This window comes from Planococcus citreus, from assembly GCF_003664125.1.
GTDB classification, from domain to species: Bacteria; Bacillota; Bacilli; order Bacillales_A; family Planococcaceae; genus Planococcus; species Planococcus citreus.
In genome coordinates this window covers 146,839-170,417 of sequence record NZ_RCCP01000001.1, presented here as the reverse complement: position 1 = coordinate 170,417, position 23,579 = coordinate 146,839, and the positions used below count along the sequence as shown (strand labels likewise).

The window sequence follows — 23,579 nt, the reverse complement described above, 5'->3', positions numbered from 1 at the left end:
TCCATGAAACCGGTTAATATCCAAGATGTATACTTAAACCAGCTGCGCAAAAACAATATTTTCGTCACGGTGTTTTTGCTTAACGGCTTCCAATTGAAAGGCACCATCAAATCCTATGATAATTTCACGGTGCTGGTGGAAACGGAAGGTAAGCAACAATTGATCTACAAACATGCCATTTCGACTTTTTCACCGTCAAAACCGGTATCGATCGAGCATCAGGAATAAACAATGCAATAGCGCAAATAATCAATGGGAGGAATAGCGAATGAAATCAATCAGCACAGATGAACTGAACCAGAAAGTGGATGCCGGAGACGAACTCCACATCATCGACGTTCGTGAGAGAGATGAAGTGGCTGCCGGTATGATTCCGGGAGCACAGCACATCCCGCTCGGCGAATTGCCGGAGCGTACAGGGGAATTGGATTCCTCGAAAGAATACTATGTCGTCTGCCAGGCAGGCGGCCGCAGCGCGAAAGCTTCAGAATACTTGGAGTCGAATGGATTCCATTCAGTCAATGTCGATGGCGGCATGTCTTCATGGCGCGGTGTTACTGTTTACGGATGAGAAAAAGCCGATCGGCATTTGCCGGTCGGCTTTTATGATGTGGTGAGAATTTTTCGTGTTGGCAATTTCCATTTATACGTATAGGATAAGATCCTCAGCAGTGTAATGGCGAAAAACAAGGCGTAAAGCATAAAATCGGTCCGGATGACATCAATGCTGATCAGCAACCCTGCGATTGCTGCCCAGACAGCATATATTTCCGCCTTTAACACCAGGGGCTTTCTTCCTGCGAGAAGATCCCGCACCATGCCGCCGCCTGACCCCGTCAGCACTGCAGCCACAACGGCTGCGTAGACCGGCAACCCTAATTCGACCGCAAATAAAGCGCCTTGCACCGCGAATGCGGACAAGCCGATTGCATCGAAGAAATGGCCCCAGCGATTCCAGTGGCCCAGTGTCTTATGCGGAAACAAGAACACGATGGTGATGGAGATGAGCGCCAATTGGAACATGAATTCCTGTTCCCATAGAGCGGATACGGGCACCCCAATCAATAGATTGCGGATGGCTCCGCCGCCGAATGCCGTAACGACGCCAAGCAGATAGACGCCGAAAATATCGTATTCTTCTTCCATGGCAATGATCGCCCCGGATACCGCGAAAGCAATGGTCCCGATGGCGCTTAGTACTTCCCAAGCCATTATTCGACGCCCTCCTTAACTTAAACAACTCTATGAATTGTAGCAGAATTGGAGACATTTTCAAATAGCTTAATGAGCAATCAACCACCGAAGAGAAATGGAGATTCCTATGTATAACCTAATCAAAAAGACAGAAGATATGATTCGACCGCAATTAGAAGCGGCCGATGACATCGCTTTGCACAACCAGCAGAAAGTACTTGAAGCCTTCCACCGGCAGAAAGTGAGCGACCATCACTTCCATCCATCTACAGGCTATGGTTATGATGACGAAGGCAGAGATACGTTGGAGCGTGTCTATGCTGATGTGTTCAAGGCCGAAGCAGCGCTGGTCCGCCCGCAGATCATTTCCGGCACGCACGCCATTACCATCTCGCTGTTCGGCATCTTGCGGCCAGGTGATGAACTATTGTATATCACAGGCGAGCCTTATGACACGCTTGCTTCAATTGTCTCTGGCGGAGAGGAAGATACAGGTTCCCTTAAGGATTTTGGTATTTTCTACCGGCACGTGGGCCTGAACGAACAACACCAAGTGGATTGGCCATCCGTTGAACAAGCCATCTCAGTCAATACCAAGATGGTCGCGATCCAGCGTTCGAGAGGCTACGATAACCGTCCTTCTTTCACCATCAGTGAAATCAAGGGCATGGTCGAAAAAATCCGGGACATCAAGCCGGACGCTGTCATATTCGTCGATAATTGCTACGGCGAGTTCGTGGAAACCGAAGAACCGATTGAAGCGGGTGCAGATCTCATCGCGGGTTCATTAATCAAGAATCCGGGAGGCGGACTTGCCAAAATCGGCGGGTACATCGCTGGTAAACACAAATTTGTTGAAAAATGCGCTTACCGCATGACCTCTCCGGGTATAGGAGGGGAGGCTGGAGCTTCGCTCAATGCGCTCGCTGACATGTATCAAGGGTTCTTCATGGCTCCGCATGTCGTGTCGCAGGCTTTGAAAGGTGCGATTTTCACTGCAGCTTTATTGGAGACGGCCGGCATGAAAACCAGCCCTCATTATAGTGCAGAGCGGACAGACCTAATCCAGTCGGTATCGTTCCAGACAGCTGAGCAAATGGTGGCGTTTTGCCGCGCAATCCAAGCGAATTCTCCAGTTAATGCACAATTTCTGCCTGAACCGGCCTATATGCCTGGCTACGAAGACGATGTCATCATGGCAGCCGGTACCTTCGTTCAAGGCGCGAGCATCGAATTGACAGCTGATGGGCCAATTCGGGCGCCATTTACAGCTTTTGTGCAGGGTGGATTGACTTATGAGCATGTAAAGCTGGCGGTCGTCAACGCATTGCAAGCTTTGGAGAAAGAACAGTTGCTATAAGAGCTATTAAAAATAGTTTGAAAAAACCATGTCAGAAAATCTAACGTCTGTTTGACAAATAACCTGACATGTAATAAACTGAAAATGTAGTAATTAGTGAAATGGGTGAAACTTATGACAAATCGGGTTCGCCGCACCATGCCCATTCTCCCGATCAGCATCGTAATGCAACTGACGGATTTGACAGCACGGCAAATACGCTATTACGAAGAGCAAAAGCTGATCAGTCCGGCTAGGACAGAAGGCAATAAGCGCATGTTTTCATTAAATGATGTCGATGCACTGCTCGAGATCAAGGATTATCTGGAGCAGGGACTTAACGTTGCAGGCATCAGAAAACTGTACGAATCAAAAGAGATGCCGCAAAACGACCAAGCCGAGCCGAAGACATTGAGTGATGCAGAACTCCGCAGCTTGCTGCGCGAGGAGATGAAGCATCAGGCACGGCCGTTTAGCCAGGCATCCCAACGACACGGTGATTTATCCCGTTTCTTTAAATAAGCGGGCTACATAATATAACCTAGGAGAGTGAACAGTACATGAGCAAGTATTCAAAAGAAGACATTATTCGATTGGTTAAAGAAGAAGACGTCAATTTTATCCGCCTGCAATTCACCGACATTCTCGGCGTTATCAAAAACGTAGAAATCCCAACATCCCAGCTTGAAAAAGCACTCGACAACAAAATGATGTTTGATGGATCTTCTATCGACGGCTTCGTCCGCATCGAAGAATCCGATATGTATTTGTTCCCTGACCTTGATACGTGGGTTGTATTCCCATGGATTACTGGAAAAGGTAAAGTTGCACGTTTGATCTGCGATATTTACAATGCAGACGGCACGCCATTTGCTGGCGACCCACGTACAAACTTGAAGCGTGTCTTGAAAGAGATGGAAGAACTTGGATTCACTCATTTCAACCTAGGGCCAGAGCCGGAATTCTTCCTGTTCAAACTTGATGAAAGAGGCGAACCGTCTCTTGAGCTGAATGACCACGGTGGCTATTTTGACTTGGCACCGATGGACCTTGGCGAAAACTGCCGCCGCGACATCGTACTTGAGCTGGAGGAAATGGGCTTTGAAATCGAAGCATCCCACCACGAAGTAGCGCCAGGACAGCATGAAATTGACTTTAAATATGCAGATGCCATCAAAGCTTGCGATGATATCCAAACGTTTAAATTGGTTGTTAAAACGATCGCCCGTAAACACGGCCTTCACGCAACATTCATGCCGAAACCATTGTTCGGCGTCAATGGATCGGGCATGCACATGAACGTTTCCTTGTTCAAAGGCAACGAAAATGCTTTCCTTGACGAAGACGGCGACATGAAGTTGAGCAAAACAGCGTACCAATTCTTGGCTGGCATTATTGAGCACGCTAAAGGATTTACCGCTGTGACAAACCCGACAGTCAACTCTTACAAGCGTTTGGTTCCTGGTTATGAAGCACCTTGCTATATCGCTTGGTCTGGCCAGAACCGCAGCCCGTTGATCCGCATCCCTGCTTCACGCGGCTTGTCTACGCGCGTAGAAGTGCGTTCTGTTGACCCTGCTGCGAACCCTTACTTGGCTATGGCTGTATTGCTTGGCGCTGGCCTTGACGGTATCAAGCGTGACTTGACTCCACCAAAAGCAGTTGACCGCAATATCTATGCGATGAACCGCAAAGAACGCAAAGAAGTCGGCATTGAAGATCTGCCGGGCACATTGTATGCAGCGCTTGATGAGCTGCAAAACGATGAAGTCATGACAAAAGCTCTCGGTTCACATATTTTGAATAACTTCGTGGAAGCGAAGGAAATCGAATGGGATATGTTTAGAACTAGCGTCCACCCATGGGAGCGCGAGCAATACTTGAAAATGTATTAATAACGAAAAAACCGGAGCCCAGCGCTCCGGTTTTTTTATGGTTGGTAATGACTTAGGCCATACGGTAAGAGATATAAGGACCACTCAAGGAAAACAGTCTAAAGATTGTGCCCTTTCACACATACGCTGAGCGAAGAAAACGTGGTAAGATTTTACTTATATGAAAGAACTTTTAATATCTGGAGGGATAAAATGCGGTTTATGAATGTCATCATCGTCTTTCTCATTGCCTTTTCATTCGCAGGAATCACCTTATATGCGGTGGGGCCGAATCTATCTTCGGAGGCAGTAGCGCAAAAAGCATTTGAAGAACTCGAGCAAAGCGGCAAGATGGAGGAAATGGTCCAGCAAATCGAGGCGGACCCGGAAGTCAGCCGCTATATGGAAGAATGGCAGTCCCAGCAAGAGATTCCGAAAGAATCTCAAGGCAGCGGCATGGACGAGCAGTTTGAAGAAGGAAACATAGATGAAGGGGATTCTATTGAAGTCGACCCTCAACAAGCGCCAGAAGAGCAGGAACTGGCTTTTGAGACCAAAGAGGATGCGGCTAGCGTTATGATGGAGAAAGTTGGTTTTCGCAATTTGTTGAAAATGAAGAATGCCGTCGAAAACGACACGATGACAGCTGAACAAGTCATGGAGGAACTCGACGATGATTTGAATGAAGAAGAAATGCTGGCTTTAAAAGTTATGATTTTCAAGGAATGGCAAAACCGAAACTAAGCGGCAGTTTATGCTACACTAATAAATGCATATCCATTCATGTCGAAGGGAGGAATCTCGGTGAAAACGTTTCAAGTAGAATTCTTCTTTGATCAAGGGAATACCATCGTGCATACAGTGAAAGCGATCGACAAGGAATCGGCCATCAGCCAAGTGCCATCGAACGGCACCTATGAATTGACTGACGAAGCGAATGGCAAGATTTATCGCATTACCATTAACTTGGTCAAATACATCGTCGTAACGGAAACGCAAACAAGTTAAAAAACACAATATAGACAGCTGGGGATAGTTCCCCAGCTGTTTTCATATTTTTAAGGTTACATAAGATTATTACCGATAAAAAAGCCATAGAAAAAAGGAGGAAGTCATGCGTTCCTCCTTTTTTCTATGGCTTCTTGAATTGAAGCGGCGTTCTTAATGGATTTGGCGGTAAACGCCGACGACTTTGCCGAGAATGCTCACTTGGTCAACGATGATCGGATCCATCGATGAATTTTCAGGCTGCAGGCGGAAGTAATTATCTTCACGGAAGAAGCGTTTGACCGTGGCTTCATTTTCTTCGGTCATCGCGACGACGATGTCTCCGTTGTTGGCAGTTTGCTGTTGTTTGACGACGACGTAATCGCCATTTAGAATGCCGGCTTCAATCATGCTTTCACCCATAATCTCGAGCATGAAAATATGATCTTCCTCTGTGCCATATGTTTGAGGCAGCGGGAAATACTCTTCCACGTTTTCAATCGCAGTGATTGGCATACCTGCTGTAACTTTACCGATCAGCGGCACATGAAGTACAGGGCTCTTATCGATCAGTGCTTCTTCGGAGCCGATGATTTCGATTGCTCTCGGTTTAGTTGGGTCACGGCGGATGAGGCCTTTGCTTTCGAGTCTCGCTAGATGGCCGTGGACAGTCGAACTGGATGCTAGGCCGACCGCTTCGCCGATTTCCCGGACGGAGGGTGGATAGCCTTTTGCACGGACTTCATCTTTTATGAAATTCAGGATGTCTTCCTGACGCTTAGATACTTTTTTCACCAGTTTCACCTCTTTATAGGATTTATTTAAGATTAACTATCTATAGTATAGCAACTCGGGCATTGAAATGCAAACATAGGTTCGAATTTAATCTTGACAAGAAACGCTTGTTCGCTTTAATATGAGAACATACATTCCGAACAAATATTCTAAAGGAGGCGGCTTGAATGACATTCTTTCGACGGAACTCATATTTGGTTTTCTTTTTCTCACTCATTGTAGTGTTTACATTTTACGCGGTGATCAGTCATAATGCCGAAAAGCAGCAATTGGGCGAGCTGCAAATTGAAAAAGGTGATACGCTATGGGAGCTGGCTGAATCGTTCAGCGGCGAAACTCCCCACCATGAATGGATAGAAGAGATTATGGAAGTGAATAATTTGAAGACGACAAAAATCGTAGCAGGGCAATCGTTGAAGATTCCTGCAGATCAGTTGAACTTTTCTCCGGATGAAACTAAATACTACGCAGGTGATGCAGAATGAAGAAAAAAGCGTTAGTTTACTGCCGTGTCAGTACCACTAAAGACGAGCAGGAAACTTCACTTGAACGGCAGGAAGAAGAATTGCTGGCATTTGCATTCGAGCAAGGCTACCTGGTCGAAGACGTTTACAGTGACCAACATAGCGGCTATGAGATGGACCGTGAAGGGCTTCTCGAGATGCTCAACCAAGTCAAAAGCGAAAAAGTTGATGCCGTTTTCATCCAGGATGAAACGCGTTTAGGCAGGGGGCATGCCCGCATCGCTTTATTGCATGTCATGAAAAAGCATGAAGTCGATGTCTACACCCTGTCCGACCACGGCCCGATCGCTTTGAACGATATGGATGACATGGTGCTCGAAATCTTGGCTATAGTTGAAGAATACCAACGCAAAATCCACAATGCCAAGATCAAACGGGGCATGAAGCGTGCTGTGGAGAACGGCTACAAGCCAGAACGCAATTTGAAAGGAAAAGGCAATCCGGACGGCCGTGAGCGCTTGGATCTTCCGGTAGACCAAATCGTCAGCTTGAAAGCGAGCGGCTTGACCTTCCATGAAATCGCGGTTACGCTGCAAGGCTTCGGCTACCAAGCAAGCAAAGCGACGGTGCACCGCCGTTTCCGCGAGTACCAGCAAATGAAAGAAAGCTGAAACCTTGCACTGTCCCGCCTTTTTTTGTACGATGGAGCAGTGGAAAGGGGGACTTTACATGCTATCTCCAGATAAGATCGGACGTATCAATGAACTATCGAAAAAGTCCAAGCGTGACGGGCTGTCGCAAGAAGAAGCAAAAGAACAATCAGCATTGCGCCAGGAATACTTGCAAAGTTTCCGCAAGTCAATGCGTGGAACGATAGAAAATGTTACCGTCATCGATCCGGAAGGAAAAGACGTAACGCCAGACAAAATTAAAAATAAACGGGAGAATAAGTATTTGAATTAATACTTATTCTCTTTTTCATTGTATTCTGTCCTATTGTTGACTAAACTAGAATAGGATTAAATTTAGTTTCAGAGAGGATGTCACTATGTCAAACCATGCAGATCAACTTGCAGTGAATACCATTCGTACACTTTCTATCGATGCTATCGAAAAAGCCAATTCCGGACACCCGGGACTTCCAATGGGCGCCGCTCCAATGGCGTATACACTCTGGACAAAACATATGAACCACAACCCGAACAACCCAGACTGGTTCAACCGCGACCGTTTCGTGCTGTCAGCAGGACACGGCTCAATGTTGCTTTACAGCCTGCTTCATTTAAGCGGATACGGATTGCCGATGGAGGAAATCAAAAACTTCCGCCAATGGGATTCCAAGACGCCAGGACATCCTGAATACAAGCACACTGTCGGTGTCGAAGCGACAACTGGACCGCTTGGCCAAGGGATCGGCATGGCAGTCGGCATGGCAATGGCAGAACGCCATTTGGCAGCTACATATAATAAAGAGGGTCTCGACATCATTGACCACCACACGTTCGCTCTTTGCGGAGATGGTGATTTGATGGAAGGCGTAGCCGGAGAAGCAATTTCGCTTGCAGGGCACCTCAAACTGGATAAATTAGTCGTTTTGTATGACAGCAACGACATTTCACTCGACGGCGATTTGTCGATGAGCTTCTCAGAGAACATCCAGAAGCGTTTCGAGTCTTACGGCTGGAACTATCTCCGTGTAGATGACGGCAACGACATGGACGATTTGTCTGCAAAAATCGCTGAAGCGAAAAAATCTACTGACAAACCGACATTGGTGGAAGTCAAGACAGTCATCGGCTATGGTTCCCCGAACAAATCCGGTAAAGCGGATTCGCACGGTGCTCCACTTGGCGAAGATGAAATGAAATTGACGAAAGAATACTATAAATGGACGTTCGATCAAGATTTCCATGTTCCTGAAGAAGTTTACGAAACCTTCAAAGAATCGACAGAATCACTTGGCGCTACAGCGGAGTCGGCTTGGAATGAACTGTACAAGCAGTACGAAGAGCAGCATCCTGAACTTGCTTCCCAGCTGCAAGCAGCGATCCGTGGTGACTTGCCGGCTGATTTCGACTCGCAGTTCCCGCAATACGAAGTCGGTAAAAAGCAAGCAACGCGTGCATCATCCGGTGATATGGTCAATGCCATCGCTAAGACGGTTCCTTCGTTCTTCGGCGGCAGCGCTGACCTTGCTGGTTCGAACAAAACCAATATCAAAGACGGCGGCGACTTCGATGCTGAGCATCCAGAAGCCCGCAATATCTGGTTCGGCGTTCGCGAATTCGCGATGGGCGCTGCACTTAACGGAATGGCGCTTCACGGTGGCTTGCATGTCTTCGGCGGTACATTCTTCGTGTTCAGTGACTACGTCCGCCCAGCGATCCGCCTAGGCGCTTTGATGGGACTTCCAGTCACTTACGTGTTTACGCATGATAGCGTAGCGGTCGGAGAAGATGGCCCGACACACGAACCGATCGAACAGCTTGCTTCACTTCGCGCAATGCCAAACTTGGGCATCATCCGCCCAGCCGATGCGAACGAAACAAAAGCGGCATGGCGTTTGGCGCTCACGTCTAAAGACAAGCCGACCTTGCTCGTATTGTCCCGCCAAAACTTGCCAGTCCTCGAAACAACTGGCGAAAAAGCGGAAGCAGGAGTCGAAAAAGGCGCTTACGTCGTGTCTCCAGCTGAAGATGCACAAGCATTGCTTCTAGCGACTGGATCTGAAGTCAGCCTAGCAATCGATGCACAGAAGCAATTAAAAGAACAAGGCATCTCGGTGTCTGTTGTGTCGATGCCATCATGGGATCGTTTCGAACAGCAGGATAAAGAGTACAAAGAATCCGTCTTGCCGAAAAACATCACAAAACGCCTCGCCATCGAAATGGGCTCATCATTCGGTTGGGACCGCTACACTGGATTTGAAGGCGATATCCTCGCGATCGATCACTTCGGGGCTAGTGCTCCTGGTGAGAAAATCATGGAAGAATTCGGTTTCACGCCTGAAAACGTTGCATTCAAAGTGAAGCAATTGATCAACGGGTGAATTCCGGTTTAGTTCTCGGTTCTTGAAAGTGAAATTAAAGTCTTAATATAAGGAATGGTCGTCAGAAAATAATTCTGGCGGCTTTTTCTTGTGAATTTTTTTCAGTTCGATCATTTTATAGCCCTGTCCGGTTATAATCGGTTTAAGAGGTGGAATTATGAAGAAACCATGGAGTTTAATACCAGCTTTTGCTATTTTCATCGCTATAAGCATTGTCGGCTTTTTTGGTGGCATCATGTTATTACTCTCGGGAGAAAGGGCGTGGCTGCCGCTGTTTTTCTTTGTCCTCCTGTTTTTGTTTTTCATTTTTTTGCTATCCAAGCGAATTGGCGACGCGAAGAGATGGAAACAGACAGGAGTAGTGTTCGTTGTTCTTGCCATCACGCTTGCGGTTTGGCCGCTTTACCAAGCTTATTTAGATTCCATCCCTAGCGTTTCGGCTGAAGTGGACATCTATTCATATATGCCTTTTCAAGAAGACTCCAAGCTGAATGTATTGGACGAGGAACCCGAACTCCAGTTTGAAGGGGATTTGCCAAGGCTCGACGGGGCGACTGCACTTTACCCCATATATGCAGCCGCTGCAGAAATGCTCTACCCGGAAGATTGGTATGAACCATCCGACAGCGAAGTGATGGTCAATACAACGCCTTTTGCGTATTCCAATTTGTTTGAAGGAGAGGTGGATGCAATTTTTGCCGCTGCGCCATCACATGGGCAGTTGAAAACAGCAGATGCCAAGGGGCTCGAGCTGACACTGACGTCGATCGGGAAAGAGGCTTTCGTCTTTTTCGTCCATGCAGACAACCCGGTCGAGTCATTGAGTTCTGAAGATCTGCGCATGATCTATAGCGGCGAAATCACCGATTGGTCTTCAGTTGGTGGAGAGGCTGAAGAGATCAGGGCTTTCCAGCGTCCGGAAGATAGCGGCAGCCAAACAGCGCTGCTTCAGTTCATGGGCAAGGTGCCGGTGATGGAGGCTCCACGTGAAAACATAGAAGAAGGCATGGGCGGCATCATCAATCAGGTGGCAGAATATAAAAACCACAAAAATGCGCTCGGCTTTACATTCCGTTTCTACGGGGAGGAAATGGCCGGCAATAAAGTGATTCGATACTTGGCTATCGATGGCGTTATTCCTTCAGTTGGCGCCATTCGAAATGATGAATATCCCCTAACTTCGGAGTTTTATATCGCCACCACGCAGCACAGCAGCCCGGAAGCCTTGGAATTGGCACAATGGTTCACTTCCGGTCAAGGGCAGCGCTTGGTTGAAGCAGCGGGATATGTGCCCTTAGATTCGTCCCGCGAGTGACCGTGCAGCGGCTGCTCAGTGTATGTTAGGAAGCAGTCTTTGTTTCTCCGCAATTTTAATGCCGTTCATATAGTCACGTCCTGAAATTTATAGTATAATCCTTTTTGGTGCATGATTTAATTGGCAACACGAAGGAGGTAATTTGTATGGATACATGGATCTGGATTGTTATCGTTATTGTGGCTTTACTCGCAGGTGTTGCACTTGGATTCTTTATCGCTCGCCGATACATGATGAAATATTTGCAGGATAACCCACCGATCAACGAAGAGATGCTGCGGATTATGATGATGCAAATGGGACAAAAACCATCTCAAAAGAAAATCAACCAAATGATGGCTCAAATGAACAAAGCCTCGACAAAACCGGGCAAAAAATAAACGCTTATGCAATTATTCGCCCATAGGTGATGAATACAAGAAGACCCACCGTTCGCTTCTGAACGGTGGGTCTTTTTTGTGCTTCGGTTAGCTGGAAATCTGTGAAATGCCGGCAGCAGGTTTAGGCATTAATAAATCATAGGCCGTCAAGAACTCTGCAACCGTCCCTTCGTATTCGTCCGGATTTTTATTGAACGACTGGGCATGCTCGCCTTCATCAAACAATTTCAGCTGTTTGGCGCCTTGTTTCAATTCGAATAATTCTTTCGTCATTTTCGGCAAGACGAACTCATCCGGCAGGCTATGGATGAACAGCACAGGCTTTGCAATCTTTTTAACGACTTCCCGGGGCGATACGGTGGTGATGGAATAGCCGTCGCGCAGTTTCAGGAATACGTTGGCAAGGCGAAGCGCCAAAGAAGTGCGCATCGGCGTCGTCGTGCGCATGACGTGCAGAATCTGTTCGCTGATATCGGAATAGGCACAGTCGGAGATGTAAAAATCCGCCGAGTCCTCCATTCCGGCATACAATAGCGTCGTCGCGGCGCCCATCGATTCGCCGTGGATGCCAAAGAACAAAGATGGCCCAACATGGAGTTGTAAGGCCTTTACAACTGCTTGCAGATCCAGCTTCTCATAATGCCCGAAGCTCGTCGTCTTGCCGCCGGACTCGCCGTGCCGGCGGTGGTCATAGACGACAGAGTTGAATCCGAGGCGTTCGAACATGCGCGCATATTTAAACGAGTTCACTTTGCTTTCGGTGACGCCATGGCAAATGATGACGTATCGGTTTGTGGTGTGCGGCTCCAGGAAAATCGCTTTGATCGGATAGCCGTTAGCGGATTCGATCCATTGTTCGCTTTTCTTGGCGTTGGCATACCAAGCTTCATCATAGCGTTTGGCGTTCGTTTCCCGTTCCAAAATCAAGGATGCGTCTTTATTCTTTACATACATGAGACGGTTGCTTGCGGCAAAACCCAATGCGGCAAAAGAAGCAGTCAATGTGCTCGAGACGATGGCTGTTGTCATCAAGAGTCGTTTTTTCACGGCGCACACACCTCATTTTCTGTTTTTGTACAACGTATACATGCCTGTTTGCAGCGGGTTCGATACATGCGGTTCAATGAGCGAGATCGCTTCGTAAAGTTTCTCGAGATCGACCCCGGTGTCGACGCCCATGCGGTGGAACATGTGGACCAAGTCTTCTGTCGCGACGTTGCCGGTAGCCCCCGGTGCAAATGGGCAGCCGCCGAGCCCGCCGGCAGAAGCGTCAAACCGGTCGACTCCGGCAACAAGTGCTGCATAGGCATTGGCGAGCGCCATGCGTCTCGTGTCGTGGAAGTGCGCTGCAATCAGTACATCCGGAAATTGCTCTTTCAATCGGCTGAACAACTCATGGCTTTCTTGCGGATTCGCCAGGCCGATCGTATCGGCGACGCTCAATTCATCGACTCCCCAATCGACAAATTGCTGGCATAAATCGATCGTTCGTTGTGGATCGACTGCTCCTTCAAACGGGCAGTAGAACGCTGTTGAAATACAGGCGCGGACGAAGATGCCGTCTTGTTTGGCCTTTTCGATCAATGGCTTCAACGTTTCCATGGACTGGGCTGTCGTCTTGTTGATGTTTTTTTCATTGAATGAATTGGAAACCCCGACAAAGACGGCGATCGAATCAGCACCGGCCTCCAAGGCAGATGTGATGCCGCGTTCATTCGGCGTCAGCACCATTTGGCGGCCGGTCTTTTTTGCACCGGCAACGATATCCCGTGCATCGGCCATTTGCGGCACCCATTTAGGCGACACAAACGAAGTCAGCTCCATTTCCTTTAATCCTGCTTCTTGCAAGGCCTTGATAAAATCCAGTTTGTCTTCGGTGTTGACGGTCCTGGCTTCATTTTGCAGGCCATCGCGCGGCCCAACCTCGATAATCGTAGCTGTTTTTGGTAAACTAAACATACTATCCCCCCTCAGCTTTATTGTAGCGATAGGGGGGATAAAAGAGCAAGAAGCAGACAAGGGGGATAAAAGAAATGTCACAAGAAATCGTAATTGCAAGCGCTGTCAGAACCGCGGTCGGTTCGTTCCAGGGGGCGCTGAAAGATGTGCCGGCGACAGACCTCGGGGCCATCGTCATCAAGGAAGCTCTATCGCGCGCAGGGGTAGCGGGCGACCAAGTATCGGAAGTCATCATGGGCAATGTCCTGCAGGCTGGGCTCGGGCAAAATCCGGCGCGCCAGGCTTCCATCAAAGCCGGGCTTCCGGAGACGGTGCCGGCGATGACCATCAATAAAGTATGCGGATCCGGCTTGAAATCGATCCATTTGGCGTACCAGGCGATTTTTGCGGGCGATGCCGATATCATCGTGGCAGGCGGCATGGAGAATATGAGCCGTGCCCCGTATCTATTAGAAGGCGCAAGAGAGGGCTACCGCATGGGAGACCAGAAAGTGGTCGACAGCATGGTCCATGACGGCTTGACGTGCGCATTCAATGATTACCACATGGGTGTAACAGCCGAGAACCTGTGTGACCGCTATGAGATTTCACGCGAAGAACAGGATCGTTTTGCGGCCCGTTCACAAGCCCGGGCATCAGCGGCCATCGAAGGCGGAAGGTTTGACGAAGAAATCGTGCCTGTCGAAATTCCTCAGCGCAAAGGCGAGCCCGTCGTCTTCAAAACGGATGAGTATGTGAAAGCTTCTTCCACTGAAGAAAAACTGGCGAAACTTCGCCCGGCTTTCAAAAAAGAAGGAAGTGTCACAGCGGGGAACGCCTCCGGCATCAACGACGGCGCAGCGGCAGTGATCGTCATGACAAAAGAAAAAGCCGACGAGCTTGGCATCACGCCTCTTGCGGTCATTTCTGCGAACGGCAACGCAGGCGTCGATCCTGCTGTCATGGGCATCGGACCCGTGCAAGCGGTGAAAAATGCTTTGAAAAAAGCGGGAATGACGCTTGGCGACATCGATTTGATTGAAGCGAACGAAGCGTTTGCGGCGCAATCAATTGCAGTTGACCGTGAATTGAAGTTTGATCACGAAAAATTGAACGTCAACGGAGGAGCCATCGCAATTGGCCATCCGATCGGCGCGAGCGGTACACGGATTTTCGTGACGCTTCTACACGAGATGAAAAAGCGCGACGCCAAGACAGGCCTTGCGACACTTTGCATCGGCGGCGGACAAGGCGTTGCAACGATCGTAAAACGCCCATAAGGAGAGAATAGTATGGCGAAAGATAAACTCAACGATAACGGCCTTTTTTCAGAAGAGCAGCTATTGAAGCTCAAAGCCACAAAAAAAGAATTAGTGAAAGATCAGCAGAAGCTTGAAGAAGAAAAAGAAGCGCAGCGCCAGTTTGAACGCAAAGAACGCGAGAAGAACCTGTCGTTTGCCGAATTACTTGAGCGGCATGGAGATTCAGGAACTAAATATTAACGGTGAAACCCCCTGTCACAAATGTGGCAGGGGGTTCTTCGTTCAGGCTAACCATTTGAATAGATAAGTGATTAAATATAACGGGATGCCTACAATAATAATCCCTGCAGAAAAATATGAAAAACCCCATAAAAGCCAGCTCAAGACATCATAAATCGCGCCAGCCAGATCGTCGATAAGTTTCATGGCCTGCCCACCCCATTTCTGAGAGAATACCCACCTTGTACAATGCAGCTATTGTTTTTATTTTACCAAAGAAAGCTGTTCATCGACTTGTTTAATTGAATTTAGTAAATAATTTCCAAAATATTTTTATATTCCATTTACCGTCAATTGATATAATGAAAGAAGTGCACGTTACTATCAAGACTATTCAACGAAGCATTGAAGCTTAAATAGGGAAAAACATGATTACAGGAGGATTAGAAGATGAGGGATGAAGAGATGCCGCCAAACCCGGCGCTGGAGAAAGAGCCGGAACAAAGGAAACCCAGGCTCATCCAGCCGCATACGAAACCGTGGATTCATTTCGGATATTTTGTGTTTGTGTTGATGGTGTTATCCGTCACTTTTTCATTGATTAAAGTGATGGCGGACTAGTTTGCAAAAAGAATGGCTATTCTTTCCCTTTTTTTGAAACATCTTACTGATTCGACCGTATAGAATAGTGCAGGAGAAAATCAGCTTATTGAAAAGGATGGGATAAGATGGAGTCAATCGGAATTATTTCAATTTTAATTGTGATTCTTATTTTGGCGGCAGTTGCCGGCGTCGGCTATTTCTTTTGGATGAAAATACGCTACCGCACCGCCAAATCGAATGAAGCCTTGATCATTACAGGGCCGAAACTCGGGGATCCGAAAAAAGACACGAACATCTTTACGGACGATGAAGGGCGATCCATGAAGATCATCCGCGGCGGCGGGTATTTGCTGCGCCGCTTCCAGACTTCGACACCGGTCAATTTGACGTCGTTCCAGTTGAAACTGTCGACGCCGCGTGTCTACACGAATGCCGGCGTGCCGATCGTAGCAGATGCTGTCGCGATGGTCAAAGTCGCAGATACCTTGAATGGCATCGCTAATTACGCCGAGCAATTCCTTGGGAAAAAGCAAGATGAAATCGAACGCGAGATTATCGAGGTCCTTGGCAGTAATTTGCGTGCCATCTTGTCGAAGATGACCGTTGAAGACATCAATAGCGACCGGGAGAAATTCAATACCGATGTCCAGGAAATCGCGCAAAAGCAACTTGATTTAATGGGCTTTAAAATCACTTCACTCGGATTGACGGACCTTCGCGACGCCGATGAAGACAATGGCTATCTCGAGAACCTCGGGCGCCCGCGCATCGCTGAAGTCCGCAAGCAAGCGGAAATCGCAGAAGCGAACACGGAGCGGGAAACACGCATCCACCGTGCCCAGACCGACCAAGAAGCGAAAGAAGAAGAATATATGCGCCAAATCGCCATTGCCGAGTCGCGCAAACAGAAAGACTTGAAAGATGCGGCCTTCAAGGAAGAAACCGAACGCGCACGCGCCAAGTCTGAACAATCATATGAGCTTGAAAAAGCGAAACTCGCAATGGAAATCCAGGAAGAAGAATTGAATATGCAGTTCATGGAACGCGAACGTGCGGTCCGCCTTGAAGAAGAAGAAAGCAAAGTCCGCAAAACAAAAGCGGATGCCAGCTACTACGAAACGACACGTACGGCAGAAGCGGAAGCAAGACGTTCAGTGATCGACGGGGAAGCGAAAGCGAAGATCAAACGCGATGAAGGTGCTGCCGAAGCCGAAGTCATCCGTGAACGCGGTAAAGCAGAAGCGGAATCCCGCAAATTGCTCGCGGAAGCCATGGAAGAACATGGCGATGTCATCATTGCGGAGAAACTGATCGATATGCTGCCGGTATTCGCTGAAAAAGTAGCGCAGCCGCTTAACAATATCGATTCCGTAAAAATCATTGATTCCGGTAACGGCCAAGGCGTTCCGTCATTCGGCAGAAGCGTGACACGCACGATGGTCGACATGCAAGAACCATTGAAGGAAATGACGGGCATTGATATTGCTGACATGCTGAAGACCTACACATCGAGAAATACACGAACTATCGAACCGGTCAGCCAACCAGCCAATGACCAACTTGATGACCAGGTAAATGAACAGCCTGTAGATGAAGCTGCCAAAGAAGACCCGGAACAAATTTAAAGCGAATTAAACACAAAAAGACGGAGAACAGATTCTGTTCTCCGTCTTTTTTATATGCAGAGCTTCTAGACCGTCATGATGTCTTTGAACATCTGCTTTAAGCTCTTGGCTACGTCGTTGAAATGAAATTCCCTCCGCGCTTCAGCTTGCTGCTGCTCGATGAATGTTTCGGAAGTGCGTTTTCTGGAAAAAGGCGTCAAGGTATGAAGCTCTTTTGGCTGGGTTTCGGCCAGCAAGCGCAAGGATGCAAACACCGGCTCTGAGAGTTCAAAACGTTGATAGCCATCAGGCATATGGATGATTTTCTCCGGGGCGTCTGCAAGCAGCCAGCGGTCTTCTGCTTCCCATGCCAGCTTATGATTTTTAAACTCCTGTCCAAGGGATCTAGTCACAGATTCAACAACGAGGTATGAATGCATCGAAATGGCATCTCCGTCTGCTGACTGATAAGATTTTTTGGATTGGGTCAAATAAAAATTCATCATTTTGCACGCCCCCGATTTCTTGAAATTAAGGTTTGAAAATTTCAGTCGTAATCAGTATATTCACTTCTAGGTATTCTTTCAAACCTGCAAAAGTCCTTTTCGATAAATAAAAAAGTCTAGGTACAAACTCTGTTTTTCTTGAAAAAACACCCAATAAAAATAAGCAAACCCGCGACATAGATGGGGTTAGCTTAAAATAACATAACCGCGTAATTTACATGTATAAGCCTTGCCTTTGAAAAAAGGTACAAACGTCCTTAATGGGATTAAACTGGTTTAAAAGAGACAGCCTCAGAACAAAAAAGCGCCCCGCAGCAGGCGGGACGCCATTCTTTTTAAAGCAACTGGTCAATCGCGATGTTGTTCATAGCGGTCCAGCCGCGTCGCTTTCTTGGCTTCTTCAACCTGCTGTGCAGTGACAGTCTGTTGATAAGCCAGGAGCGTTTCATGTAATTGACCAGGGCTGCTCGCTCCAGTGACTGCTGCAGCTACGGTGCTGTCAGACAGCACCGAATGCAGGGCGAGTGCATGGATATTGTCATGGATGGCGGAAAGCTTTTTCAATGTAGCCGTTAGCTGATCCGGCCCATACTGCAGATAATCGCCCATCTTTTCAGCGCGTGTGAATCCTTCAGCCGTTAGCAAGCCTTTTGCCAAACTGCCGCGTGCAACGACAGAACGGCCGGTTTGACCGATCTCCGGCAAGAATTCTTCAGGGCGCCGGTCAAGGAGGCTGTACTGCATCATGATGGAAGCAATCTCACTATTGTTCAAAAAGCGCCGGATGACATTCGGCCGGATGGACGAGATCCCGTAAGCGCGGATCAAGCCTTCTTTTTTCAATTCCTCGAACGCTTCGATCGTTTCTTCTGAGTTATCGGAGATCATTCCGCCGTGAAGCTGATACAAATCCAAGTAATCCGTTTTTAGGCGGCGCAGCGAGTTGTGGATTTGTTCTTTGATATAAGCTTTCGTCGGATTCCATTTCACTTCATCCGAGTCTTCCGACCATTCATTCCCTACTTTGCTGGCAAGGATGATGTCTTTGCGCCGGTTGCCAAGTGCACCGCCGACGATTTCCTCGTTCTTTCCTTTGCCGTAGAAATCGGCTGTGTCAAAATAAGTGACGCCATTGTCCATCGCTTCGTCGATAATGGCTCCTGCTTGTTTCGGGTCTTCCGGCAATGACATGCAGCCGAGCGCAATCTCACTGACTTCAAGCCCGCTAGTTCCCAGTGTATTGTATTTCATCATTTCACCTCATTGTAAAAATTTGTTTCCTCTATGGTATACTTTGCGGTATTGAAACTACAAATGAAATGAGGGCCAGTATGAAGAAATTTGAAGAAAAAACAATTCATAGTGAACGTTTATATGAGGGCAAGGTCATTAATTTGAAAGTCGACGATGTGACACTGCCAAATGGCAAACAGTCGAAGCGCGAATTGATCGAACACCCAGGAGCGGTAGCGGTCATCGCATTGACGGGTGACAAGAAAATCATCATGGTTGAACAATACCGCAAAGCACTCGAACGCTCACTAGTCGAAATTCCGGCCGGAAAACTGGAACCCGGCGAGGCACCTGAGTACACGGCTATGCGTGAACTGGAAGAAGAGACAGGCTATTCAGCGGATAAGCTCGAAAAAGTGATCAGCTTTTCGACGTCTCCCGGATTTGCCGATGAAGTGGTGCACGTTTTCTTTGCGAGCGGCTTGCACCGTGCAGAGAATGGCGCAGTGACGGATGAGGACGAATTCGTGGAATTGCTCGAAGTGACGGTAGAGGAAGCGCAAGGTTTGATTGAGAACGAACGGATTTTTGACGCGAAAACCGCTTACGCTGTGCAATGGGTTAAAAACTACTTATCAGATAAGAATTAATCCAATTACCAGTTAAGAATGATTCTAAATAATAAACGGCATCGATTGTTGTAATCGAGAACGCCCTTTTGATATAATGAATACAGTTTGAGGGAGGGCGTCGCATGGAAACAAGGATAGATCGTATAAAAAAGCAATTACACGCTGCGAGTTATAAGCTGACGCCACAGCGTGAAGCAACGGTACGAATTTTATTGGATCATGAAGAAGACCATCTAAGTGCTGAGGATGTCTATCTTTTGGTCAAGGACATCGCACCGGAAATCGGCTTAGCTACGGTATACCGTACATTGGAACTTCTGACCGAATTGAAAATTGTCGATAAAATAAATTTTGGGGATGGCGTTTCCCGTTATGATTTGCGTCAGGAAGGCGCAGCACACTTCCACCATCACCTGGTCTGCTTAGAGTGTGGGGCAGTAGATGAAATACAGGAAGATTTGCTTGAAGATGTCGAAGCAGTCGTGGAAAAGCGCTGGAACTTCCAGATCAAAGACCACCGTTTGACTTTTCATGGCATTTGCTGGCGCTGCCATGATTCGGGGCCCAATAAGCCGGAAAAAGACGCATAAAAGACGGCCTGTCGAAGGCCGTCTTTTTTCATCTTCAATTAAAACAGCGCAAAAAGGAGGAATCCCGATGAACGACGCGAAAGATGCACTGGATGATTATTTGCACTTTCTCCGCGTGGAGAGGCAACTGGCTGATAATACGTTGACTTCATATGAACGAGACTTGAAAGGCTACATACAATATATGAGTGAAGTCGAACAATTGGAACGGCTCGGGAAAATTGAGCGGGTCCATATTTTGAATCACCTGCGCCATTTGCAGGAAATGGCGAAAACATCGCGTACAGTGGCGAGGCATATTTCTTCGATCCGCAGTTTTCACCAATTCTTGATACGGGAGAAACGCAGTGATTCAGATCCGACCGTTCACTTGGAAATGCCTCAGATGGACAAGAAGCTGCCGAACATCTTATCTATAGAAGAAATCGATGCCTTATTGAATTCACCGGATACGTCAAAAGCCAACGGGCTGCGCGACCGTGCCATGTTGGAATTGCTTTATGCGAGCGGCATGCGCGTCAGTGAATGCATTAACCTGGATATGGAAGATGTCCATTTGACGATGGGATTCGTGCGCTGCATAGGAAAAGGCGGCAAAGAGCGGATCATCCCGCTTGGCAGGGCTGCACTTGAAGCCAACCGCGAATACATCGAATCGGGGCGTCTCGTGTTGCGAAATCCTTCTGAGAAAACCGATGCCCTATTCATCAACCAAAGAGGGAAACGCTTGACGCGCCAAGGGTTCTGGAAATTGCTCAAGCAGCACGCCCAGAAAGCGGGCATCCAAAAAGAGTTGACGCCGCATACATTGCGCCACTCATTCGCTACTCATTTAATCGAAAATGGGGCAGATCTACGGGCCGTACAGGAAATGCTTGGGCACGCAGATATTTCAACGACCCAAATCTATACCCATGTCAGCAAAACGCGTTTGAAAGACGTGTACTCGCAATTTCATCCGCGTGCCTAACAGAGGTCTGACTTCCGACATGGACCAATCATATGATAGAATAAAAGGGCAAATAAGGAGGAAATTACATGACAATGAAACCGTTTACTCGCATACATTTAATCGTACTGGATTCGGTCGGCATCGGCGAAGCGCCGGATGCTGAAGCATTTGGGGATAAAGGTGCGGATACGCTCGGCCACATCGCGCAATCTGTCGGCGGACTCTCGATGCCGAATATGGAGAAGCTGGGACTAGCCAATGTCGTTCCCGTTAAAGGACTGGAAGCACAAAATGAACCAGCTGCTCATTTCGGGCGTCTCGAGGAGGCTTCAGTCGGAAAAGATACGATGACAGGCCACTGGGAAATCATGGGGCTCAACATTGATACGCCGTTTAAAGTCTATCCAGAAGGGTTTCCACAAGAACTGATTGACAAGCTTGAACAGGCGACGGGCCGCAAAGTCATCGGCAATAAACCGGCAAGCGGCACTGAAATCCTTGACGAACTCGGCCAAGAACACATGGAAACGGGCGCGTTGATTGTCTATACGTCTGCTGACCCGGTTCTGCAAATTGCTGCACACGAAGAAGTAATTCCATTGGATGAGCTGTACCGGATTTGTGAAACAGCCCGTGAATTGACATTGGACCCGGAATTTTTGGTCGGGCGTGTCATCGCTCGCCCATTCCTTGGTGAACCTGGGGCATTTAAACGCACATCCAACCGCCATGATTATGCGTTGACGCCTTTTGACCGCACTGTCATGAATGAACTGCAAGATGGTGGGAAAGATGTCATCGCCATCGGGAAAATCAACGATATCTATAATGGCGCGGGCGTGACAGAAGCTTTGAGAACAACGGATAACGCAGACGGCATGGATAAGCTCGTTCAAGTGGTCGGCAAGGACTTCAACGGCTTGAGCTTTTTGAACCTCGTGGATTTTGATGCGCTCTTCGGGCATCGCAGAGACCCGGAAGGTTATGCACAAGCGCTCGAAGCATTCGATGTGCGCCTGCCGGAAGTGCTGGAAGGCTTAAAAGAAGACGATTTGCTGCTCATTACAGCAGACCATGGAAACGATCCGACTTTCCCGGGAACCGACCATACGCGCGAATATGTTCCGCTTCTAGCATTCTCTCCTCGTTTCAACGGCGGGTCTGACCTTGGAACAGGATCGACATTTGCGGATATCGGTGCGACCATTGCGGAGAATTTCGCTTGCGAATTGCCGAAATTCGGCACAAGCTTCCTATCGAAACTAAACTGAAAAGGCGGTAATGACCAATGAGAATGGTGGACTTGATCGAAAAGAAACGGGACGGCCATGAGCTGTCCACAGAAGAAATCCGTTTTATCGTCTCTGGCTATACAAAAGGCGAAATTGCCGATTATCAAATGAGCTCATTCTTGATGGCTGTGTTTTTCCAGGATATGAGTGAGCGTGAACGGGCAGATTTGACGATGGCGATGGCGGAGTCTGGAGACCAGATCGATTTGTCGGCCATTGAAGGCATTAAAGTGGATAAGCATTCAACAGGCGGCGTCGGCGATACGACGACGCTAGTCCTCGGGCCGCTTGTCGCAGCTTGCGGCGTGCCGGTTGCCAAAATGAGCGGGCGCGGACTTGGACACACCGGTGGGACAATCGATAAACTTGAAGCCATCGACGGTTTTCACGTCGAGCTGTCAACGAATGATTTTATCCGTCAAGTGAACGAACACAAATTGGCGGTGATCGGGCAAAGCGGCAATTTGACGCCTGCCGATAAGAAAATGTATTCCTTGCGCGATGTAACGGCGACCGTCAACAGCATTCCGCTGATCGCAAGTTCGATCATGAGCAAGAAAATCGCAGCCGGCGCCGATGCCATCGTCCTTGACGTGAAAACAGGCGAGGGCGCATTTATGAAAACCGAAGAAGATGCCAAAAAACTGGCGCACGCCATGGTCGGCATCGGCAATGCGACAGGGCGCAAAACGATGGCCATCATTTCAGATATGAGCCAGCCGCTCGGATTTGCGATCGGCAATGCGTTGGAAGTGAAAGAAGCGATTGAAACGCTACAAGGCAAAGGCCCGGAAGATTTGACGGAACTATGCCTCGTGCTCGGCAGCCAAATGGTCGTCGTCGGCGGCAAGGCCAAAACTTTAGAAGAGGCGCGTGCCATGCTAGAAGACGTCATCAAAGACGGCTCAGCACTCGAAGCGTTCCGCCAATTGATCGAAGACCAGGGCGGCAATCCGGCTGTAGTGGACGATCTCAGCCTATTGCCGCAAGCGAAATTCGTTACCGAGCTTCCGGCTAAGCAGGACGGCTATATTTCCTTTATGGAAGCGGATGAAATCGGAACAGCGGCCATGGTGCTCGGCGCAGGCCGTGCGACGAAGGATTCGGTCATCGATCTATCGGTCGGTTTGGTGCTGCACAAGAAGGTCGGCGATTTCGTCAAAAAAGGCGAAGCTTTGGCGACGATTTATTCCAATACACAGGACCTCGCGGAATGCCAGGAAATGTTATACAATAGTATCGAGTATTCAAACGAGCCGGTTGAAGCGATTCAACTCGTCTCTGCTTTGATCACCGATTAAACGAATCTTGCTGGGTCTAGGCTCAGCAAGATTTTTACTATACATAGCCC

29 protein-coding genes are annotated in these 23,579 nt (G+C 48.2%); 22 read left to right on the top strand and 7 right to left on the bottom strand.

Going from position 1 to position 23,579, the window contains the following annotated elements; all coding sequences use genetic code 11:
* Positions 1–3: 3 nt before the first annotated feature.
* Both hfq and DFR62_RS00925 read left to right on the top strand, forming a co-directional pair.
* The gene (hfq, locus tag DFR62_RS00930; protein ID WP_112231553.1) at positions 4–228 is read left to right on the top strand and encodes an RNA chaperone Hfq; all 225 of its coding nucleotides are present in this window, start codon (positions 4–6) and stop codon (positions 226–228) included.
* A gap of 40 nt (positions 229–268) precedes the next feature.
* Complete coding sequence (locus DFR62_RS00925; protein WP_121297627.1) at positions 269–571, top strand: rhodanese-like domain-containing protein; 303 nt, start codon at positions 269–271, stop codon at positions 569–571.
* 32 nt (positions 572–603) lie between these two features.
* On the opposite strand, the gene DFR62_RS00920 is transcribed toward DFR62_RS00925, so the two are convergent.
* On the bottom strand, positions 604–1,212 hold the full coding sequence (locus tag DFR62_RS00920) for a trimeric intracellular cation channel family protein (protein ID WP_121297626.1): 609 nt from the start codon (positions 1,210–1,212) through the stop codon (positions 604–606).
* Positions 1,213–1,321: 109 nt separating this feature from the next.
* On the opposite strand from DFR62_RS00920, the gene DFR62_RS00915 reads away from it, so the two are divergent.
* The 5 genes from DFR62_RS00915 to DFR62_RS00895 all read left to right on the top strand — a co-directional run bounded on the left by DFR62_RS00915 (position 1,322) and on the right by DFR62_RS00895 (position 5,415).
* Complete coding sequence (locus DFR62_RS00915; RefSeq protein WP_121297625.1) at positions 1,322–2,554, top strand: methionine gamma-lyase family protein; 1,233 nt, start codon at positions 1,322–1,324, stop codon at positions 2,552–2,554.
* 114 nt (positions 2,555–2,668) lie between these two features.
* Positions 2,669–3,055, top strand: a complete 387-nt coding sequence (locus DFR62_RS00910; RefSeq protein WP_121297624.1) for a MerR family transcriptional regulator — start codon at positions 2,669–2,671, stop codon at positions 3,053–3,055.
* Between the two features lie 38 nt (positions 3,056–3,093).
* Positions 3,094–4,428 carry a type I glutamate--ammonia ligase gene (gene glnA / locus DFR62_RS00905; protein ID WP_101190491.1) on the top strand — a complete coding sequence of 445 codons (1,335 nt, stop codon included), beginning with the start codon at positions 3,094–3,096 and terminating at the stop codon, positions 4,426–4,428.
* A 192-nt stretch (positions 4,429–4,620) separates the two neighbouring features.
* Positions 4,621–5,151 (top strand): hypothetical protein, encoded by a 531-nt coding sequence (locus DFR62_RS00900; protein WP_121297623.1) that lies wholly within the window; start codon positions 4,621–4,623, stop codon positions 5,149–5,151.
* 60 nt (positions 5,152–5,211) lie between these two features.
* Complete coding sequence (locus DFR62_RS00895) at positions 5,212–5,415, top strand: hypothetical protein (RefSeq protein ID WP_121297622.1); 204 nt, start codon at positions 5,212–5,214, stop codon at positions 5,413–5,415.
* Positions 5,416–5,568: 153 nt separating this feature from the next.
* Here DFR62_RS00895 and lexA read toward each other — a convergent pair whose 3' ends face one another.
* The gene (gene lexA / locus DFR62_RS00890) at positions 5,569–6,189 is read right to left on the bottom strand and encodes a transcriptional repressor LexA (RefSeq protein ID WP_068462754.1); all 621 of its coding nucleotides are present in this window, start codon (positions 6,187–6,189) and stop codon (positions 5,569–5,571) included.
* A gap of 167 nt (positions 6,190–6,356) precedes the next feature.
* Here lexA and yneA point away from each other — a divergent pair, with 167 nt between their 5' ends.
* The 6 genes from yneA (at position 6,357) to DFR62_RS00860 (ending at position 11,397) form a co-directional block, all read left to right on the top strand.
* Complete coding sequence (yneA, locus tag DFR62_RS00885) at positions 6,357–6,674, top strand: cell division suppressor protein YneA (protein ID WP_121297621.1); 318 nt, start codon at positions 6,357–6,359, stop codon at positions 6,672–6,674.
* Positions 6,671–7,324 (top strand): YneB family resolvase-like protein, encoded by a 654-nt coding sequence (locus DFR62_RS00880; protein WP_121297620.1) that lies wholly within the window; start codon positions 6,671–6,673, stop codon positions 7,322–7,324. The genes yneA and DFR62_RS00880 overlap by 4 nt, the downstream gene beginning before the upstream one ends.
* 58 nt (positions 7,325–7,382) lie before the next feature.
* Positions 7,383–7,616, top strand: a complete 234-nt coding sequence (locus tag DFR62_RS00875; RefSeq protein WP_058380513.1) for a DUF896 domain-containing protein — start codon at positions 7,383–7,385, stop codon at positions 7,614–7,616.
* Positions 7,617–7,701: 85 nt separating this feature from the next.
* Positions 7,702–9,702 (top strand): transketolase, encoded by a 2,001-nt coding sequence (gene tkt / locus DFR62_RS00870; RefSeq protein ID WP_121297619.1) that lies wholly within the window; start codon positions 7,702–7,704, stop codon positions 9,700–9,702.
* A 157-nt stretch (positions 9,703–9,859) separates the two neighbouring features.
* The gene (locus DFR62_RS00865; protein WP_121297618.1) at positions 9,860–11,017 is read left to right on the top strand and encodes a PstS family phosphate ABC transporter substrate-binding protein; all 1,158 of its coding nucleotides are present in this window, start codon (positions 9,860–9,862) and stop codon (positions 11,015–11,017) included.
* 146 nt (positions 11,018–11,163) lie between these two features.
* Complete coding sequence (locus tag DFR62_RS00860; RefSeq protein WP_058380516.1) at positions 11,164–11,397, top strand: YneF family protein; 234 nt, start codon at positions 11,164–11,166, stop codon at positions 11,395–11,397.
* 87 nt (positions 11,398–11,484) lie between these two features.
* Here DFR62_RS00860 and DFR62_RS00855 read toward each other — a convergent pair whose 3' ends face one another.
* Together DFR62_RS00855 and DFR62_RS00850 are read right to left on the bottom strand one after the other, a co-directional pair.
* Entirely contained in the window at positions 11,485–12,444 is a 960-nt protein-coding gene (locus tag DFR62_RS00855) for an alpha/beta hydrolase (protein ID WP_121297617.1), read from the bottom strand.
* A gap of 12 nt (positions 12,445–12,456) precedes the next feature.
* Entirely contained in the window at positions 12,457–13,356 is a 900-nt protein-coding gene (locus DFR62_RS00850) for a hydroxymethylglutaryl-CoA lyase (RefSeq protein ID WP_121297616.1), read from the bottom strand.
* Between the two features lie 74 nt (positions 13,357–13,430).
* On the opposite strand from DFR62_RS00850, the gene DFR62_RS00845 reads away from it, so the two are divergent.
* Both DFR62_RS00845 and DFR62_RS00840 read left to right on the top strand, forming a co-directional pair.
* Positions 13,431–14,615 (top strand): acetyl-CoA C-acetyltransferase, encoded by a 1,185-nt coding sequence (locus tag DFR62_RS00845; protein WP_121297615.1) that lies wholly within the window; start codon positions 13,431–13,433, stop codon positions 14,613–14,615.
* A 12-nt stretch (positions 14,616–14,627) separates the two neighbouring features.
* Complete coding sequence (locus tag DFR62_RS00840; RefSeq protein ID WP_121297614.1) at positions 14,628–14,837, top strand: DUF3886 domain-containing protein; 210 nt, start codon at positions 14,628–14,630, stop codon at positions 14,835–14,837.
* A gap of 42 nt (positions 14,838–14,879) precedes the next feature.
* On the opposite strand, the gene DFR62_RS17290 is transcribed toward DFR62_RS00840, so the two are convergent.
* Positions 14,880–15,023, bottom strand: coding sequence for a hypothetical protein (locus DFR62_RS17290; RefSeq protein ID WP_167456508.1), 144 nt, complete (start codon positions 15,021–15,023; stop codon positions 14,880–14,882).
* Between the two features lie 243 nt (positions 15,024–15,266).
* On the opposite strand from DFR62_RS17290, the gene DFR62_RS17285 reads away from it, so the two are divergent.
* Both DFR62_RS17285 and DFR62_RS00835 read left to right on the top strand, forming a co-directional pair.
* Complete coding sequence (locus tag DFR62_RS17285) at positions 15,267–15,437, top strand: hypothetical protein (RefSeq protein WP_158290775.1); 171 nt, start codon at positions 15,267–15,269, stop codon at positions 15,435–15,437.
* Between the two features lie 107 nt (positions 15,438–15,544).
* Positions 15,545–17,044: a flotillin family protein gene (locus DFR62_RS00835; RefSeq protein WP_121297613.1), complete on the top strand. Its 1,500-nt coding sequence runs from the start codon at positions 15,545–15,547 to the stop codon at positions 17,042–17,044.
* A gap of 65 nt (positions 17,045–17,109) precedes the next feature.
* Here the strand turns inward: DFR62_RS00835 and DFR62_RS00830 are convergent, their stop codons facing one another.
* Both DFR62_RS00830 and DFR62_RS00825 read right to left on the bottom strand, forming a co-directional pair.
* The gene (locus tag DFR62_RS00830) at positions 17,110–17,529 is read right to left on the bottom strand and encodes a hypothetical protein (protein WP_058380522.1); all 420 of its coding nucleotides are present in this window, start codon (positions 17,527–17,529) and stop codon (positions 17,110–17,112) included.
* A gap of 348 nt (positions 17,530–17,877) precedes the next feature.
* Entirely contained in the window at positions 17,878–18,780 is a 903-nt protein-coding gene (locus DFR62_RS00825) for an aldo/keto reductase (protein WP_121297612.1), read from the bottom strand.
* Positions 18,781–18,860: 80 nt separating this feature from the next.
* On the opposite strand from DFR62_RS00825, the gene DFR62_RS00820 reads away from it, so the two are divergent.
* The 5 genes from DFR62_RS00820 (at position 18,861) to DFR62_RS00800 (ending at position 23,529) form a co-directional block, all read left to right on the top strand.
* Positions 18,861–19,412, top strand: a complete 552-nt coding sequence (locus tag DFR62_RS00820) for an NUDIX hydrolase (RefSeq protein WP_121297611.1) — start codon at positions 18,861–18,863, stop codon at positions 19,410–19,412.
* A gap of 104 nt (positions 19,413–19,516) precedes the next feature.
* Positions 19,517–19,984 carry a ferric iron uptake transcriptional regulator gene (fur, locus tag DFR62_RS00815; RefSeq protein ID WP_121297610.1) on the top strand — a complete coding sequence of 156 codons (468 nt, stop codon included), beginning with the start codon at positions 19,517–19,519 and terminating at the stop codon, positions 19,982–19,984.
* A gap of 67 nt (positions 19,985–20,051) precedes the next feature.
* Positions 20,052–20,954 (top strand): site-specific tyrosine recombinase XerD, encoded by a 903-nt coding sequence (gene xerD, locus DFR62_RS00810; RefSeq protein ID WP_121297609.1) that lies wholly within the window; start codon positions 20,052–20,054, stop codon positions 20,952–20,954.
* Between the two features lie 68 nt (positions 20,955–21,022).
* Positions 21,023–22,207, top strand: coding sequence for a phosphopentomutase (gene deoB / locus DFR62_RS00805; RefSeq protein ID WP_175578489.1), 1,185 nt, complete (start codon positions 21,023–21,025; stop codon positions 22,205–22,207).
* Between the two features lie 17 nt (positions 22,208–22,224).
* Positions 22,225–23,529, top strand: coding sequence for a pyrimidine-nucleoside phosphorylase (locus tag DFR62_RS00800; RefSeq protein WP_121297608.1), 1,305 nt, complete (start codon positions 22,225–22,227; stop codon positions 23,527–23,529).
* Positions 23,530–23,579 lie beyond the last annotated feature (50 nt).

Excerpts from the sequence above, each read along its gene's own strand:
- DFR62_RS00880 (WP_121297620.1), top strand. The coding sequence starts at position 6,671 with ATGAAGAAAAAAGCGTTAGTTTACTGCCGTGTCAGTACCACTAAAGAC.
- DFR62_RS00835 (WP_121297613.1), top strand. The coding sequence starts at position 15,545 with ATGGAGTCAATCGGAATTATTTCAATTTTAATTGTGATTCTTATTTTG.
- DFR62_RS00800 (WP_121297608.1), top strand. The coding sequence starts at position 22,225 with ATGAGAATGGTGGACTTGATCGAAAAGAAACGGGACGGCCATGAGCTG.
- DFR62_RS00840 (WP_121297614.1), top strand. The coding sequence starts at position 14,628 with ATGGCGAAAGATAAACTCAACGATAACGGCCTTTTTTCAGAAGAGCAG.
- DFR62_RS00910 (WP_121297624.1), top strand. The coding sequence starts at position 2,669 with ATGACAAATCGGGTTCGCCGCACCATGCCCATTCTCCCGATCAGCATC.
- hfq (WP_112231553.1), top strand. The coding sequence starts at position 4 with ATGAAACCGGTTAATATCCAAGATGTATACTTAAACCAGCTGCGCAAA.
- DFR62_RS00875 (WP_058380513.1), top strand. The coding sequence starts at position 7,383 with ATGCTATCTCCAGATAAGATCGGACGTATCAATGAACTATCGAAAAAG.
- DFR62_RS17285 (WP_158290775.1), top strand. The coding sequence starts at position 15,267 with ATGAGGGATGAAGAGATGCCGCCAAACCCGGCGCTGGAGAAAGAGCCG.
- DFR62_RS00830 (WP_058380522.1), bottom strand. The coding sequence starts at position 17,529 with ATGATGAATTTTTATTTGACCCAATCCAAAAAATCTTATCAGTCAGCA.
- yneA (WP_121297621.1), top strand. The coding sequence starts at position 6,357 with ATGACATTCTTTCGACGGAACTCATATTTGGTTTTCTTTTTCTCACTC.
- DFR62_RS00865 (WP_121297618.1), top strand. The coding sequence starts at position 9,860 with ATGAAGAAACCATGGAGTTTAATACCAGCTTTTGCTATTTTCATCGCT.
- tkt (WP_121297619.1), top strand. The coding sequence starts at position 7,702 with ATGTCAAACCATGCAGATCAACTTGCAGTGAATACCATTCGTACACTT.
- DFR62_RS00820 (WP_121297611.1), top strand. The coding sequence starts at position 18,861 with ATGAAGAAATTTGAAGAAAAAACAATTCATAGTGAACGTTTATATGAG.
- DFR62_RS00900 (WP_121297623.1), top strand. The coding sequence starts at position 4,621 with ATGCGGTTTATGAATGTCATCATCGTCTTTCTCATTGCCTTTTCATTC.
- DFR62_RS00845 (WP_121297615.1), top strand. The coding sequence starts at position 13,431 with ATGTCACAAGAAATCGTAATTGCAAGCGCTGTCAGAACCGCGGTCGGT.
- DFR62_RS00825 (WP_121297612.1), bottom strand. The coding sequence starts at position 18,780 with ATGAAATACAATACACTGGGAACTAGCGGGCTTGAAGTCAGTGAGATT.
- DFR62_RS00850 (WP_121297616.1), bottom strand. The coding sequence starts at position 13,356 with ATGTTTAGTTTACCAAAAACAGCTACGATTATCGAGGTTGGGCCGCGC.
- DFR62_RS00920 (WP_121297626.1), bottom strand. The coding sequence starts at position 1,212 with ATGGCTTGGGAAGTACTAAGCGCCATCGGGACCATTGCTTTCGCGGTA.
- glnA (WP_101190491.1), top strand. The coding sequence starts at position 3,094 with ATGAGCAAGTATTCAAAAGAAGACATTATTCGATTGGTTAAAGAAGAA.
- DFR62_RS00860 (WP_058380516.1), top strand. The coding sequence starts at position 11,164 with ATGGATACATGGATCTGGATTGTTATCGTTATTGTGGCTTTACTCGCA.
- DFR62_RS00925 (WP_121297627.1), top strand. The coding sequence starts at position 269 with ATGAAATCAATCAGCACAGATGAACTGAACCAGAAAGTGGATGCCGGA.
- DFR62_RS17290 (WP_167456508.1), bottom strand. The coding sequence starts at position 15,023 with ATGAAACTTATCGACGATCTGGCTGGCGCGATTTATGATGTCTTGAGC.
- xerD (WP_121297609.1), top strand. The coding sequence starts at position 20,052 with ATGAACGACGCGAAAGATGCACTGGATGATTATTTGCACTTTCTCCGC.
- DFR62_RS00915 (WP_121297625.1), top strand. The coding sequence starts at position 1,322 with ATGTATAACCTAATCAAAAAGACAGAAGATATGATTCGACCGCAATTA.
- fur (WP_121297610.1), top strand. The coding sequence starts at position 19,517 with ATGGAAACAAGGATAGATCGTATAAAAAAGCAATTACACGCTGCGAGT.
- deoB (WP_175578489.1), top strand. The coding sequence starts at position 21,023 with ATGACAATGAAACCGTTTACTCGCATACATTTAATCGTACTGGATTCG.